Annotated in this window: 13 protein-coding genes and 1 pseudogene; 3 read left to right on the top strand and 11 right to left on the bottom strand. The window is 67.2% G+C overall.

The window, feature by feature from the left end; translation table 11 throughout:
• Positions 1-115: 115 nt before the first annotated feature.
• The 3 genes from D1832_RS06445 to D1832_RS06435 are packed head-to-tail and all read left to right on the top strand — an operon-like array spanning position 116 to position 2,284.
• A complete protein-coding gene (locus D1832_RS06445) occupies positions 116-964 on the top strand; it encodes an alpha/beta fold hydrolase (protein WP_118913131.1) in 849 nt (282 codons plus the stop codon).
• A gap of 46 nt (positions 965-1,010) precedes the next feature.
• Positions 1,011-1,484: an SRPBCC family protein gene (locus D1832_RS06440; protein ID WP_118913157.1), complete on the top strand. Its 474-nt coding sequence runs from the start codon at positions 1,011-1,013 to the stop codon at positions 1,482-1,484.
• Complete coding sequence (locus D1832_RS06435) at positions 1,481-2,284, top strand: alpha/beta hydrolase (protein WP_118913130.1); 804 nt, start codon at positions 1,481-1,483, stop codon at positions 2,282-2,284. The genes D1832_RS06440 and D1832_RS06435 overlap by 4 nt, the downstream gene beginning before the upstream one ends.
• A 9-nt stretch (positions 2,285-2,293) precedes the next feature.
• Here the strand turns inward: D1832_RS06435 and D1832_RS06430 are convergent, their stop codons facing one another.
• From D1832_RS06430 to ftsZ, 11 genes and pseudogenes are all read right to left on the bottom strand, one after another.
• The gene (locus tag D1832_RS06430) at positions 2,294-4,420 is read right to left on the bottom strand and encodes a S9 family peptidase (RefSeq protein ID WP_118913129.1); all 2,127 of its coding nucleotides are present in this window, start codon (positions 4,418-4,420) and stop codon (positions 2,294-2,296) included.
• Between the two features lie 23 nt (positions 4,421-4,443).
• Positions 4,444-7,992, bottom strand: coding sequence for a DNA polymerase III subunit alpha (gene dnaE, locus D1832_RS06425; RefSeq protein WP_118913128.1), 3,549 nt, complete (start codon positions 7,990-7,992; stop codon positions 4,444-4,446).
• A gap of 127 nt (positions 7,993-8,119) precedes the next feature.
• Positions 8,120-9,049 carry an RluA family pseudouridine synthase gene (locus D1832_RS06420; protein WP_118913127.1) on the bottom strand — a complete coding sequence of 310 codons (930 nt, stop codon included), beginning with the start codon at positions 9,047-9,049 and terminating at the stop codon, positions 8,120-8,122.
• Entirely contained in the window at positions 9,046-9,645 is a 600-nt protein-coding gene (gene lspA / locus D1832_RS06415) for a signal peptidase II (RefSeq protein ID WP_206609361.1), read from the bottom strand. Before lspA ends, D1832_RS06420 begins: the two co-directional genes overlap by 4 nt.
• Complete coding sequence (locus tag D1832_RS06410; RefSeq protein ID WP_118913125.1) at positions 9,618-10,040, bottom strand: TraR/DksA family transcriptional regulator; 423 nt, start codon at positions 10,038-10,040, stop codon at positions 9,618-9,620. The genes lspA and D1832_RS06410 overlap by 28 nt, the downstream gene beginning before the upstream one ends.
• A 240-nt stretch (positions 10,041-10,280) precedes the next feature.
• Positions 10,281-11,438, bottom strand: coding sequence for a DivIVA domain-containing protein (locus tag D1832_RS06405; RefSeq protein ID WP_118913124.1), 1,158 nt, complete (start codon positions 11,436-11,438; stop codon positions 10,281-10,283).
• Between the two features lie 94 nt (positions 11,439-11,532).
• On the bottom strand, positions 11,533-11,811 hold the full coding sequence (locus tag D1832_RS06400) for a YggT family protein (protein ID WP_118913123.1): 279 nt from the start codon (positions 11,809-11,811) through the stop codon (positions 11,533-11,535).
• A 103-nt stretch (positions 11,812-11,914) separates the two neighbouring features.
• Positions 11,915-12,418, bottom strand: a complete 504-nt coding sequence (locus D1832_RS06395) for a cell division protein SepF (protein ID WP_118913122.1) — start codon at positions 12,416-12,418, stop codon at positions 11,915-11,917.
• Positions 12,419-12,490: 72 nt separating this feature from the next.
• Entirely contained in the window at positions 12,491-13,216 is a 726-nt protein-coding gene (locus D1832_RS06390; protein WP_182434692.1) for a YggS family pyridoxal phosphate-dependent enzyme, read from the bottom strand.
• A complete protein-coding gene (gene pgeF, locus D1832_RS06385; protein ID WP_118913120.1) occupies positions 13,213-13,953 on the bottom strand; it encodes a peptidoglycan editing factor PgeF in 741 nt (246 codons plus the stop codon). Before pgeF ends, D1832_RS06390 begins: the two co-directional genes overlap by 4 nt.
• 15 nt (positions 13,954-13,968) lie before the next feature.
• Positions 13,969-15,221, bottom strand: a pseudogene (ftsZ, locus tag D1832_RS06380) (cell division protein FtsZ).
• Between the last annotated feature and the right edge of the window lie 217 nt (positions 15,222-15,438).

The raw sequence follows: 15,438 nt of genomic DNA, 5'->3' as shown, positions 1-15,438 counted from the left end.
TCCGCCCCGAAGATCCCTTAGGAAGCCCCCATTCTGTAGACGTTCGGCGTCACATACGCCGCGCATCGTCTACAGAACCGCCCCGACCGCTCCGAGCCGTGCCAGTCTGGGCTCCATGTCTTCTTCTCGGGTGACGAGTTTCCGTAACCACGCTCTGACGTTCGACGTCGTCGACGAGGGGCCGCTGGACGGCGAGATCGTCGTGCTGCTTCACGGATTTCCCGAGCGGGCGTCGTCGTGGCGAGGATTGACGGCGCGCCTCAACGAGGCCGGCTATCGGACGATTGCTCCGGATCAGCGGGGCTACTCCCCCGGCGCTCGCCCGCGGCGGCGTCGTGACTACGCGATGCCGCGGCTCGCCCAGGATGTCGTGGCGCTCATCGACACGCTCGGCGCACCCGTCCACCTCGTCGGTCACGACTGGGGCTCCGCGGTGGCCTGGACGGTGACCGCGCACCATCCCGACAGGATCCGCACCCTCACGGCGATCTCCGTCCCCCACCCCGAAGCGTTCCTGCGCGCCATGCGCGGGCGTCAGCTCGCGCGCTCCTGGTACATGGGAGCCTTCCAGCTCCCGAAGGTCCCCGAGCTCCTCGCACGTCGGGCGGGAGGCGTCATGGACCGGGCGATGCGCGCGGGTGGCATGACGCCCGACGAGGTTGCCCGCTTCCGCACCGAGATCGTCGATGACGGCGCGTTGCCCGGCGGTCTCGGGTGGTACCGCGGATTGCCTTTCTCCAGTCAGAGCTGCCCAGCGGTCCGGGTTCCCACGACGATGGTGTGGAGCACCGGCGACGATTTCATCGACGAGGCGGGCGTTCGAGCCTGCGGCAACCACGTCGAGGCACCGTACGAGCTCGTCGTCCTCGAAGGGGCGAATCACTGGCTCCCGAGCCAGTGCCCGGCAGCGGTTGCCGACGTCATCCTGCGCCGAGCCGAAGGAACTCCTACTACCCCGCGGTAACCGATCCGAGGCGAGCACGTTCTTGGCGTCGCGCTACGGTGGCCTCATGGCTGAGAATCTTGAATCCGATGTGATCATCGATGCTCCTGTGGAGCGTGTCTGGGAGGTCGTCAGCGACCTACGCCGGATGCCGCAGTGGTCGCCCCAGTGCCGCAAGGTCATCGCGCGCGGACCGATTCGTCAGGGTACCTTCATGCTCAACATCAACCGTGACGGCGAGCTGTGGTGGCCCACTCGGTCCAAGGTCACCGACTTCAGCCACCAGCAGCGTGTCGCCTTCCGCGTGCTCGACAACAACACGGAGTGGAGCTTCACGCTCGTTCCCGAGGGTGAGCGCACCCGCCTCGTCGAGCGACGTGACGTTCCCACTCGCGGCACCACCCAGATCTCGCGCGTCCTCATCGACAAGGTGCTCGGCGGCGAAGCCGACTTCGAGGCCAACCTCGTCGCCGGAATGAACGCCACGCTCAAGCGCATCAAGGCGAGTGTCGAAACGTCGAAGGCCGGTCCGAGCGCATGAACGACGGTGCGCGCCTGTACGACATCGGCGAACTGCGTCGCCGAGCGCGGGCGCGTGCCGCACAACGGGTGGGGCAAGCCTTCGACGGTCAGATCGCGGACGACTCGGTCGCCGGCGTCCGGGTTCGTCGCTACCTGCCCAGTACCATCCACGCCTCCGCGACGACGTTCTTCTTCCTCCACGGCGGCTACGGCCTCTTCGGGGACGTCGAGCTCCAGGACGGGTACTGCCGCCTGCTCGCGATGCGGTTGGCCCACGGGGTCATCGCCATCGATTACCCCCTCGCCCCCGAGAACACGTTTGCTCACGCCATCGCGGCCGTGCAGGCGGTACTGAGGGAAGAGAACACCGGTGTGAGCGTTCTGGCGGGCGATTCGGCCGGTGGCGCACTCGCTGTCGCCACAGCGCGGGCCGGTGAGGAATGGCCCGAGTGCGTCGACGGTCTGCTGCTCACCAACCCCAACCTCGACCTCACGCTCGGCTCGCTCGCTCCGAACGCGCCGGCCGGACCCGACTCCGGCCTCATGAGCCACGCGTTCGCCCAATGGCTGGGCGACGAACACGCAGGGCTTCGCCTCGACCAGGACGCTCGTCGGTTGCCACGCACCCTCGTCGCGGTCGGCACGGACGACAGCCTCGCTCCCGAAGCGAGAACCTTGCACGCCGCCTGCACGCGAGCCCGCGTGCCGTCCCGGCTCCTCGAGTTCGAGGCCTTGGGTCACGGTCTCGTGAGCGAGAGCCACCTCGTCGAGCGCATCGCGGACGAAGCCCGCGTGTTCTTCCGCCTTCCGGCGAGCTGACGCCCCGCGTCAGCCGCCGTACACGATCTTCGTCGCGCCGAGGCGATCGAGCAGGTAGGCCGTTTCGAACGCGGCTTCCTTCCACGACTCGTACCGGCCGCTCACACCGCCGTGGCCGGCCACCATCTCCGTCTTGAGCAGGATCGGACGCTCGCTCTGGTCACTCGTCACGGTGCGACGCAGCTGCTGCACCCACTTGGCCGGTTCGACGAAGAACACGCGCGTGTCGTTGAGGCTCGTCGTGGCGAGCACGGCCGGGTAGCGCTCGGCACGCACGTTCTCGTACGGCGCGTACGACTTCATGTACGCGTACACCTCGGCATCGGCGAGCGGGTTGCCCCACTCCTCCCACTCCCCCTGCGTCAACGGCATCGACGGATCGAGCGTCGTCGTCAGGGCATCGACGAACGGCACCTGCGTGACGACCGCGCAAAACAGCTCCGGTGCCTCGTTGATCACCGCGCCGATGAGCAGACCACCGGCGGAACCCCCCTCTGCAGCGAGGCGATCCGGCGAAGCCCAACCCGTGTCGACGAGGTGACGCCCACACGCGACGAAGTCGTCGAACGTGTTTCTCTTGTGCTCCAACCGGCCGTCGAGGTACCAGGATCGGCCCATCTCACCACCGCCACGCACGTGGGCGATGGCGAAGACGACACCACGCTGCAGGAGGCTGAGACGTAGCACCGAGAAGTACGGATCGATCGACGACTCGTAGGAGCCGTAGCCGTAGAGGAGCACAGGGTTGGTGCCGTCGGCCTCGACGTCCTTGTGCGCCACGAGCGAGATCGGCACCTGTGCCCCGTCCGGGGCCGTGGCCCACAGACGGTGCTGCTGATAGTCGGACGGCTCGTGGCCACCGAGCACCTCACGGCGCTTGAGCAGCGTGACCTCGTCGGTCGTCGTGTCCCAGTCGTAGACCGAGCGCGGCTCGACGAACGACTCGGTGGCCACCATGAGCGTCGTCGCCTCGTAGGTGGGGTTGGCGCCGACGCCCACGGACATCAGCTCGCCGGAGAACGGCAGGTCACGTAGGACGCCGAAACCGTCGCCCTCCTTGGGCAGCAGCTTGACCGTGGCGAGGCCACCGGAACGCAGCCCGACGAGCACGAAGTCGCGGAACGCGGAGACGCCCATGAGGCGCTCGCCCTCTCCTCCTTCGAGGAGCAGCTGCCAGTGCTCGATTCCCGGCGTCGCGAGGGGCGCCCAGGAGACGTCGTAGTCGACGCGGTCGCGATTGTGCACGATGTAGAGGCGCTGACCGTCGATCTCGATGTCGTAGTCGAGCCCCGGAGTGCGCGGCTGAACGACGCGCAGACCTGCCTCGACGTCCTGCAGGTCGAGCAGGTGGAATTCCGCGGTGTCCTTCGAACCGAGCGACAGGACGAGCCACCGGTCGTCGTGCGTTCCCCCGATGCCGACCCAGTACGAGGCGTCCTCCTCGGTGAACAGGAGCGTGTCCGCGCTCGGGTCCTCACCGACGACGTGGTGCCACACCTGGAAGGGCCGCCACGCCTCGTCGACGCGCGTGTAGTAGTACGACTCACCGTCGGCGGCCCAGACGAGGCCGTAGCCGACCCCGGTGACGCTCTCCTCGAGAACCTCACCCGTGGAGATCGTGCGCACGCTGATCTTGTAGCGCTCGTCGCCCTCGAAGTCCATGAGCGCCGCGAGACGGTTCTGGTCGGGGCTGAGAGCCAGCCCACCGACCGAGTAGAAGTCCTTGCCCGCGGCCTCGACGTTGCCGTCGAGGAGCACCTGCTCCCCCGGAAGCGATGCCTCGGGCGTCGGCACAGGACGGCTGTCGCCCTCGCGGTACGGTGCTCGGCAACTGATGCCGTACTGCTGGCCCTCCACCGTGCGGGCGTAATACCACCAGTCCTTGTCACGCACCGGGATCGACAGATCCGTCTCCTTGGTACGCCCCTTGATCTCGGCGAAGATCCGGTCGCGCAACTCCTGCTGCGGCGCGAGGACGGCGTCGGTGTAGCCGTTCTCCGCGTTGAGGTGCGCGATGACCTCGGGGTCGGACTTGTCGCGCAACCACTCGTAGTCGTCGACGAAGACGTCGCCGTGGTGGATGCGCTCGTGCGGCACCCGCTTCGCCTGGGGTGCGCTGGGGCCGTTCGTCGTCATGTTTCCTTCTCTTCGTCGTCGGCTCAGCCGAGGCAGGCGGGGCCCAGCAGCGCCTTGAGGTCGCCGAACAGGGCCGGGGTCGCATTGACGCGCAGACTGTCGTCGAGCTTGACCGTAAGCGTGCGACCGGGCCGGGTGAGGCGCAGGTGCACCTCCGTGATGCCGGGGTGCTCGCCGAGTACCTCCTTGAGCCGCTCGACGAGGCCCTGCGTGGCGCGGGCATAGGGCAAGTGGAGGGTCACCGGGCCGCGTGGGCCGTCCGTGAGCTCCGGCAGCGTGAGTTCCATCGCGTTGAGCGCGACCGACTCGTCACGACGGTTGACGCGGCCCTTGACGGCGCACACGACATCCTGACTGAGCATCGTGGAGACCGTGGCGTAGGTCGAGGGGAAGAACAGGCACTCGATGGCTCCGTCCATGTCCTCGACCGTGGCGATGGCCCACAGGTCGCCCTTCTTCGTGCGCTTGACCTGCAGACCCGTGATGAGACCGGCAATCGTCACCATGGCCCCGTCGGGCAGCGAGTCCTCACCGAGGAGCTTTGCGACGGACGTGTCCGAGAACTGCGACAGCGCAGCCTCGATGCCGAACAACGGGTGGTCGGAGACGTACAGGCCGAGCATCTCGCGCTCGAACGCGAGCTTCGTCTGCTTGTCCCACTCGATCGGCGGGATCTGCGGCAGGGCTGCGAACTCGATGCCCGGCGCGTCGTCACCGAAGCCGGCGAACAGCGAATCCTGGCCGTGTTCCTCCTTGCGCTTCTCCTCGATGAGGGCGTCGACGTACGACTCGTGAATCTGCACGAGGCCCTGACGCGGGTGGCCGAGGTCGTCGAAGGCGCCGGCCTTGACGAGCGACTCGACGGTGCGCTTGTTGAGGACCGTCGCCGGGCACTTGCGCAAGAAGTCCTCGAAGGAGGTGAAGCGTCCCTTCTCCTCACGCGTCGCGACGATGGCGGAGACAACGTTCGAACCGACGTTGCGGATCGCCTCGAGACCGAAGCGGATGTCCTCACCCACAGCGGCGAAGTTACCGATGGACTCGTTGACGTCGGGCGGCAGCACCTTGATGCCCATGTGTCGGCACTCGTTGAGGTACAGCGCCGACTTGTCCTTGTCGTCGCGCACGCTCGTCAGGAGCGCGGCCATGTACTCGGCCGGGTAGTTGGCCTTGAGGTAGCCGGTCCAGTACGACACAAGCCCGTAGGCGGCCGTGTGCGCCTTGTTGAACGCGTAGTCGGAGAACGGCAGGAGGATGCTCCACAGCGTCTGCACCGACTCTACGGAGAAGCCGTTGTCGAGCATGCCCTTCTCGAAGTTGACGTACTCGGCGTCGAGCACTTCCTTCTTCTTCTTACCCATGGCTCGACGCAGCAGGTCGGCGTTGCCGAGGGTGTAACCGGCCAGCTTCTGGGCGATCTCCATGACCTGCTCCTGATAGATGATCAGGCCGTAGGTCATGTTGAGGATCGGCTCGAGGGCGTCCGTCAGCTCGGGGTGGATGTAGTCGATCGGCTGGCGCCCGTTCTTGCGCAGCGCGAAGTTGGTGTGGGCATTGGCGCCCATCGGGCCCGGACGATAGAGCGCGAGAGCAGCGGAGATGTCTTCGAAGTTGTCCGGCTGCATGAGACGCAGCAGCTGGCGCATGCCGCCGCCGTCGAGCTGGAAGACACCGAGCGTGTCACCCCGCGCCAACAGGTCGTACGTGCGCGCGTCCGTCATGTCCTTGCTCAGCGCGTCGAGGTCGACCTCCTCGTCGCGGTTGGCCTGGATGTTCTTCAGGGCGTCGTCGAGGATCGTGAGGTTTCGCAGACCGAGGAAGTCCATCTTGACCAGGCCGAGCGTCTCGCAGCTCGGGTAGTCGAACTGCGTGATGACGGCCCCGTCCTGGAGGCGCCGCATGATCGGGATGACGTCCATGAGCGGCTCGCTCGACATGATGACGCCGGCCGCGTGCACGCCCCACTGACGCTTCAGCCCTTCGAGGCCGACACCGGCATCGAAGATGTTCTTGAACATCGGGTCGGACTCGATGAGCGCGCGGAACTCGCCGCCCTCGGCGTAGCGCGCGTGCTCGGTGTCGTACATCTTCGCGAGCGGCACGCCCTTACCCATGACGTCGGCGGGCATCGCCTTCGTCATCTGCTCACCGACGGTGAACGGGAAGTCCATGACGCGCGAGGCGTCCTTGACGGCCTGCTTCGCCTTGATCGTGCCGTACGTGACGATGTACGAGACGCGGTCGTCTCCGTACTTGTCGACGACGTAACGGATCACCTCGGAGCGCCGGCGCTCGTCGAAGTCGACGTCGAAGTCGGGCATCGACTTTCGCTCGGGGTTGAGGAAGCGCTCGAAGATCAGACCGTGCGGGATCGGGTCGAGGTCGGTGATGCCCATGGCGTAGGCGCACATCGAACCTGCACCCGAACCACGCCCCGGCCCCACGCGGATGCCGTTGTCCTTGGCCCAGTTGATGAAGTCAGCGACGACGAGGAAGTAGCCCGGGTAGCCCTTGCCGACGATGACGTCCTGCTCGTAGCGAGCCTGCTTGATCGCGTAGTCCGGCACCCCTTCGGGGAAGCGCCGCTTGAGGCCGCTCTCGACCTCCTTGATGAACCACGACGTCTCGTCCTCCCCCTCGGGGCACGGGAAGCGCGGCATGTAGCGGCCTTCGCCCTCGGTGAAGGAGACTTCGCACTGCTCGGCGATGAGCAGCGTGTTGTCGCACGCGTCCGGGTGGTCGCGGAAGAGGTGACGCATCTCGTCGGCCGACTTGAGGTAGAACTCGTGCGAGCCGAACTTGAAGCGGTTAGGGTCGGTCAGACGCGAACCGGAGTTGATGCACAGCAGCGCATCGTGGTGAACCGCGTCCTCCTTGTTCGTGTAGTGCAGGTCGTTCGTCGCGAGCAGCGGCAGGCCCAGGTCCTTCGCCAGCTTGAGCAGGTCGCTGCGCACCCGACGTTCGATGTCGACGTCGAGGTCGTGCTCCATGAGCTCGCAGTAGAAGTTGCCCTCGCCGAAGATGTCACGGAACTCGGCGGCCGCCTCGACGGCCTTGTCGTACTGCCCGAGGCGCAGGCGGGTCTGGATCTCGCCCGAGGGGCAGCCCGTCGTGCCGATGAGACCCTTGCCGTACTGCTGCAGCAACTCGCGGTCGAGGCGCGGGTACTTCGAGTAGACCTGATCGAGTGAGGCCTGCGAACCCATGCGGAACAGGTTGTGCATGCCGTCGTTGTTCTTCGCCAGCAACGTCATGTGGGTGTAGAGACCGCGGTTCGAGACGTCGTCGGCCTCCTGGCCGCGCTCGCCCCAGGTCGTACGCGTGCGGTCGGTGCGGTGCGTACCCGGCGTGAGGTAGGCCTCGAGCCCGATGATGGGCTTCACGTCGTACTTGCGCGACTTCGACCAGAACTCGTAGGCACCGAAGAGGTACCCGTGGTCGGTGGTGGCGATCGCCGGCATGCCGAACTCCTGGGCACGGGCGAACATGTCATCGATACGGGCTGCACCGTCGAGCATCGAGTACTCGGTGTGGTTGTGCAGGTGGACGAAGCTGCGCGACTGACTGGACATCGGGGACGAGTCTACGACCGGCCACCGACAACCGCCTGTGCGCTGAGCGCGGCGTTCGCTCACGGCGGATCGACCACGAGCGCACGACCCTCGTGACGACCCCCGCGAACACGGGCAAGTGCGTTGTTCAGCCCCTGATGAGGTCGAGCGCGCGCGCCAGATCCTCGGGGTACGGCGAGGTGAACGTCACGTGCTCACCGCTGCCTGGGTGCTCGAAACCGAGCTCGACGGCGTGCAGCCACTGGCGGTCCAGACGCAGGGTCTTGGCGAGTTTGGGGTCGCTGCCGTACAGCGGGTCGCCGACGCACGGGTGGTGCATCGCGGAGAAGTGCACGCGAATCTGGTGCGTGCGCCCCGTCTCGAGGTGCACCTCGAGCAGCGACGCCGAACGGAAGGCCTCGAGAAGCTCGTAGTGGGTGACCGAAGCCCGGCCGGAGTTCATCACGGCGAACTTGTAGTCGTGGCCGGGGTGACGCCCGATCGGCGCGCTGATCGTGCCCTCGATCGGGTCCGGGAGCCCCTGAACGAGGGTGTGGTATGTCTTGACGACCGTGCGGTCGCGGAACGCCTGCTTGAGCAGCGTGTAGGCGCGCTCACTCTTGGCCACGACCATGAGGCCGCTCGTGCCCACGTCGAGGCGCTGGACGATGCCCTGACGCTCGGGCGCACCGGACGTCGAGATGCGGTAACCGGCGGCGGCGAGACCGCCCACGACGTCGGGTCCGTCCCAGCCGACGCTCGGGTGCGCTGCGACGCCCGCAGGCTTGTCGACGACGACGATCTCCGAGTCGTCATGGACGATGCGCATACCGGGGATCGCCTCGACCCGCGGCTTGGCCTCGCGGGGGCCGGTGCGCTCGGGCATCGTCACCTCGAGCCAGGAGCCGGCGCTCACACGCTCGGACTTGGCGACGACCTTGCCGTCGACGCTCACAGCGCCCTCGGCAGCCAGCTCTGCCGCCCGAGTCCGTGAGAAGCCGAGCAGGCGGGCGATGGCCGCGTCGACGCGTTCCCCTTCGAGCCCTTCGGGAACCGGAAGCGCCTTGACCTCGCTCATGCTGCGTCCTCGTTCCCGTCGTTCTCGGTTTCTCTCTCTCGATCACGGTCACGGATGCCGTCCAGGCCGACGCCGCGGAACGTCAGCACGACGACGAGGGCCGCAGCCGTGCAGATCGCGATGTCGGCCACGTTGAAGATCGGCCAGTTCGGCAGTTGGAGGAAGTCGACGACGTACCCCTTGCCGCCGCCCGGCGGACGGAAGAAGCGGTCGGTGAGGTTACCCACCGCTCCCCCGACGATGAGACCGAACGCGAGAGCCCAGCCCGTGCTGCGCAGCTTGCGCGCCGTGACGAGCACCGCGATGACGACGGCTACCGCGATCGCGGTGATGAAGATCGTCGAGTTCGTGCCGAGGCTGAAGGCAGCCCCCGGGTTGTGCGTGAGCTGGAATCGCAGGAACGACCCGATCACTTCACGCGGGTGCCCGTCGGCCAGGGCGTCGAGCGCCCACGCCTTCGTCGCCTGGTCGATGCCGTAGGCCGTGGCTGCCGCCAGGCCGAGGACGGCGAGGTGCCTCGTCGACGCCCCGCGGGGCGTTCGAGGGTGGTCGGGTGTGGTCGCGGAACTCAGCGACGCTCCTGCTTCTGCTTGCATGACAGGCATAGGGTCGCACGCGGGAAGGCTTGAAGTCGAAGTTTGCCGATCGCACCGCCGCACGATTCGCACACGCCGTAGGTGCCGTCGTCGATGCGGGCCAGGGCCTTCTCGTTCTGTTCGAGCACCTCGGCGGACTTGCGGGCCAGCGAGATTTCGTGGTCGCGCTCGAAGTTCGCGTTACCCACGTCGGCCTCGTCATCGCCGGCGCCGTCACCCGGGTTGCGCAGCAGCCCCTCGAGGTCGCTGGCCAGGCTCTCGAGTTCGGCTCGCACGCGCGCGACCTCAGCCTCGAGTTCCTCGCGCACCTCGACCAGCTCAGCGTCGGTCCAGGGCTCTTCCTCGGCCTTCACGGCCAGATCCTGCGCCGAAGCCGCAGCGTCCTTGGTTGCCATCGTCTTCTCTTCCCCTTGGTGGTGGCTCGCCCGGCGCACGATGCTCCGAGCGAGCCTGATTAAGGTCAGAGGATAGGGCACAAGTTGAGGCGTCGTGCGTGATCCGCCGACGAATTCGCCTAACCGACAAGTAATCCACCCCGGCGTGGGGAACTGGCCGTCACGCCCGTCGCTACCCGCGTGACCGAACATGACGAGGGGCCCCGACACCGGGTGGTGTCGGGGCCCCTCGTCCCGAGATCACTGACGCTTGTCGGCGGGCGACTGCGTTTCCTTCTCGTCGAGCTTGCGAAGCTGCTCGCTGAGGTAACCCTTGAGGTTCGAACGGTAGTCCGTCTCGAAGCCCTTGAGACGATCGATCTCGCCGGTGAGCGACGTGCGGCGGGTCTCGAGGTCGGCCAGGATGCCCTTACGGCGCTCCTCGGCCTCCGACACGAGGCTCGTCGACTTCTCGGTACCGGTGCGCACCAGGTCATCGTGCTGCTTCTGGCCCTTGCTCACGAGGTCGTCGTGCTGCTTCTGGCCCTTGCTCACGAGGTCGTCGTGCTGCTTCTGGCCCTTGCTGACCAGGTCGTCATGCTGCTTCTGGCCGGTCGTCACGAGCTCGTCGTGGCGCTTCTTGGCCGAGCTGAGGAGCTCTTCGCTCTTCGAGTTGGCCTCCCCGACGACCTTCTCATGGTGGGCCTTCGCCTCGCTCAGCAGGCGGTCGCGCTCGTTCTCGCCGTCCTTGACGTGCTGGTCGTGCAGACGCTGGGCGAGGGCGAGGACGCCCGCGGCGTCGCCGGCACCCGCCTTTGCGCCGTTGTCGCTCGGGGCCGCCAGGGCGGCCGAGTCGTTCTGCTGCTGGTTCTTCGTCGAGCGCAGTTCGTTCTCGAGTTCACTGACACGCTTGCGCGCCGCCTCGAGCTCGGACTGAGCCGCGGCCACCTCACGACGAGCGGTCTCCGCAGCTTCCTTCGCCGCGTCGCGCTCGCTCGTCAGATCGCCGACCTGCTTGTTCAGGGCGTCGGAACCGGACGTGTCGCTCTTGACGGGCTGCTGCGACGTGGACGACGTCTCACGGGCCTTGGCGAGTTCGGCCTTGAGACGCTCGATCTCAGCCTTGTCCGCGTCGGACGAGCCCTGCCCCCCGGCAACCGGCGTGAGCGCCGGGACGGCTGCAGCACCGCGCGTAGCGGGCTGCCCGGCCATCGTGGCGTCGGACTCGGCCCCGCCCTGCCCGCGACGGCAGTCGTCGAGCTTGTCGCTCAGGGTGTCGTTCTCAGCGTTCAGTCGGCGCAACTCGACGACAATCTCGTCGAGAAAGTCGTCGACCTGAATCTCGTCGTAACCGCTGCGCCCGAAGCCCTTGGGTTTCGAGAACTCCTTCTTCACGACGTCTTCTGGCGTCAGCGCCATGTGTTCACCTCAGTAACGCTCGAGCCACGGGCACACCCTGTGGCTACGGATCATGCCCGGCACGGAAGCCGGGCAATCGACAATACTCCTACGCTCACCTTAGGAGATTCGCGGCCACTTGCACAGCCAGGGCCAGGATGATGAAGGCCAGATCGAGGGCGATGCCTCCCAAACGCAGGGGCGGAACCACCTTCCGGATGGCCTTCAGGGGCGGGTCCGTCAGCGTGTAGACGAACTCCGCGACGACGAGAACCGGTCCCTTCGGGCGCCATTCGCGCGCGAAGAGCTGGATCCAGTCGAAGACCAGTCGTGCGATGAGCACGACGAAGTACAGATCGAGCAACGTGGCCACGGAGTGGCGAACAACGTCCATGTTTCCTCCGCATGGTCATCGGGTCGATTGGGTCAACGTACGAGCAGGGCCGCGTCTTCCCGGTTCGGGAAGACGCGGCCCCACCGACGTCGGACGCCGGGTGTCAGCTCTGGTTGAACAGGCCTCGCGTCGCCTTGGCGACCTCGGGGCCGGAGGTCGAGACCTCGACGTTCTCCGGGGACAGGAGGAAGACCTTGCTCGTGACGCGCTCGATCGAGCCGTGCAGGCCGAAGACGAGGCCGGCGGCGAAGTCGACGAGTCGCTTGGCGTCCGTGTCGTCCATGTCCGAGAGGTTCATGATGACCGGAACGTTGTCGCGGAAGGCCTCGCCGATCTCCTTCGCCTCGTTGTAGGTGCGAGGGTGGATCGTCGTGATGCGGCTCATGCTCGAGGCCTCCATGTCCGGGATGTCGTGGTGGGCCACCTCGGGCCGCAGCGGCGTGACCTCGGCGGGAGTGCGACGCTCGTACGCCTCGTACGTCTCCGGGTCACGCTCGTCGTAGGCGGCGTCGTACTCGTCGCCATAGGCGTCGACGTTCCGGGCTGCATGAGGGTCGGTGTCGGACAGGCCGAGGTATTCCATCGTCTTGCGCAGTGCGCCACTCATAACTTGTTGCTCCTTGGTCCGCCCTGGCCCCTGCGGAAGGGCACCACGTGCTCGTCGGTGTCGCGTTCGAAGTTACCTGGCAGCAGGGCGTGAACCGAGTATTGCGCTACCGACACGCAGGTGTGTCGCGCCGATTTTCACCGCGGCCTCCAGATCGCCCGACATCCCCGCCGACAACACGCGCGCCGCGGGGTGGTCTGCGAGGAAGCTCTCGCGCAGGGCGGCAAGCCGCTCGAAAGCGCGCTCAGGCTCCTCGCCGCGCGGGGCAACGGCCATGAGGCCGCTCAACGTCAACCCTGACGCCTGGGCCACCTCGTCGGCCAGAGCGGCGAGCTCAGCGGGCGCCACGCCCCCACGTCCTTGCGAGTTCTCCTCGAGATCAACCTGGAGGAGAACCTCGAGCGGCGTGTCGCGCTCCGCACCCGCAGCGCCGAGCAGCGGGACGAGCTTGGGCCGGTCGAGGGACTGCACGACGTCGACGAGCGAGGCGACGCGCTTGGCCTTCTTGCTCTGCAACTGGCCGATGAAGTGCCGGGTCGGAGCCTTGAGAAGATCGGGGCGCTCTTCACGCAGCGAGTCGACCTTCTCGTGCAGTTCCTGCTCGCGGCTCTCCCCGACGTCGGTGACGCCCAACTCGGCGAGCGCGACGAGATCCGAGACCGGGAAGAACTTCGTCACCACGACGAGGGTCGGCTCTTCGTCGCGCCCTGCGTCACGGGTGGCCGACGTGATGCGCTCACGCACTTGCTCGAGCCGGGTGGCGAGTTCCGCCCGACGCTCGTCGTCGACCTCGATCACGCCGCCTCCGATCCGTCTCGGCGGACGATGACACCGGCGACGCGGCCTGTCCGTCCGTCACGGCGGTAGGAGAAGAGCCGCTCGTCCTCGACGGTGCACCCGGCGATCCACTCGAACGGCACGTCGAGCTCGGCGAGTTGTGACGCCACACCGGAGGCGACGTCGATGGCCGGGGTGCCCCAGCGCGTGATCGCGGCGCTCGTGGGGTACTGCGTCCGAGCACCGTCGTACATCTCGTGCGGCACCTCGTAACAGCGTCCGCACACGGACGGGCCGAGCGTGGCGCGCACCGATGTGGCCCCCAGGTCACGCATGGCAGCAACAGCCGCGGGCACGACGCCTGCGAGCATGCCGGGGCGCCCGGCATGAGCAACGCCGAGCACACCTGCCTCGGCATCTTCGAGGAGAACCGGGACGCAGTCCGCCACCATGACCGCGAGCGCGAGATCCGACGAGTTGGTGACCATGGCATCGACGGCGTGGACCTCCCCGAGCGAATCGGGCGTCACCTCGACGACATCGCGTCCGTGAACCTGGTTCATCCAGGCGATGGGAACGCCCCCGAGTTCCGCGGACAGGAGGTCACGGTTCTCGCGAACGTGCGCTTCGTCGTCACCGACGTGAAGGCCGAGGTTCAGCGCCGAGAACGGCGCCTCGCTGACACCCGAGAGGGAGTCGGTGAAGCACCGTTCCAGGTTGCCTTGCGGCAGGTCACGCCGGTCGTGCCAGTAGAACATCGACCGGGGCCTTTCTCACTTGAGGAAGTCGGGGACGTCCAGGTCGTCACGGTCCTCGAAGGTGACCTCCTTGGGAGGACGCGCGACCTGCTGCTGACCCTGCGTCTGGGTGCCCGCTGCGGAGCTGCCCTGACGCTGCTCGGAGCCGGACTGACCCGAGTCGTCCTGACCGGCCTCCTGGCCGTGCTGCTGACGCGCCGGCGGAGCCGACACGCGCGTCGGGCCCGACGTCGTACCCGGCACCGTGGCCGGCTGGATCGTCTGGGGGGCCGCCGGCTGCTGCGTCTGCTGAGCCGGGGCCGCGGACGGCGCCTGCGTCATCGACGACTGCTGCTGACGCTGAGCGCCGCCACCGGCGTTGCCACCGGAGCGCTGCGACTCGTCCGAGCGCTTCTGCGGAGCGCCGCCGTCGAAGCCCGCCGCGATGACGGTGACGCGGACCTCGTCGCCGAGGGCGTCGTCGATGACGGCACCGAAGATGATGTTGGCCTCCGGGTGGGCGGCCTCCTGCACGAGGCGCGCGGCCTCGTTGATCTCGAACAGACCGAGGTCGGAGCCACCCTGGACCGACAGAAGCACACCGTGCGCACCGTCGATGCTCGCCTCGAGCAGCGGGCTGGAGATCGCGAGCTCCGCGGCCTGGACCGCACGGTCCTCGCCGCGAGCCGAGCCGATGCCCATGAGGGCAGAACCGGCGCCTTGCATGACGGACTTGACGTCGGCGAAGTCGAGGTTGATCAGACCCGGCGTCGTGATGAGGTCGGTGATGCCCTGAACACCCGAGAGGAGAACCTGGTCGGCCGAACGGAACGCGTCGAGCATCGACACGGCGCGGTCGGAGATCGACAGGAGGCGATCGTTCGGGATGACGATGAGGGTGTCGACCTCTTCGCGCAGCGCGTTGATGCCGAGCTCGGCCTGGTTGGCGCGGCGACGGCCCTCGAAGGTGAACGGACGCGTGACGACACCGATGGTCAGCGCACCGAGGCCCTTGGCGATCTTCGCGACGACGGGGGCGCCACCGGTACCGGTACCGCCACCCTCACCCGCAGTGACGAAAACCATGTCGGCGCCCTTGAGGACCTCTTCGATCTCCTCGGCGTGGTCCTCGGCGGCCTTGCGGCCGACCTCCGGGTCGCGCCGGCGCCCAGACCCCGCGTGAGCTCGCGGCCCACGTCGAGCTTCACGTCTGCATCGCTCATGAGCAGCGCCTGGGCGTCGGTGTTGATCGCGATGAACTCGACTCCCTTGAGCCCGACTTCGATCATCCGGTTGATGGCGTTGACGCCACCGCCGCCGATACCGACGACCTTGATGACGGCCAGGTAGTTCTGGGGAGTTGCCACGGGGAGGGGCCTTTCGAACGCGGGTGCGGGTATGCGAACTCGATGCTACGCGAACCGTCGACCACTTGGCGAACACTTCAACATCCCGTTGAACGTTACCCGCGAAGTACCGGTTCGCCCGCGCAGGCCAACGCGATCC

The organism is Dermacoccus abyssi, from assembly GCF_003515945.1.
Lineage (GTDB): Bacteria > Actinomycetota > Actinomycetes > Actinomycetales > Dermatophilaceae > Dermacoccus > Dermacoccus abyssi.
This window is presented reverse-complemented; position numbering and strand designations above follow the sequence as displayed.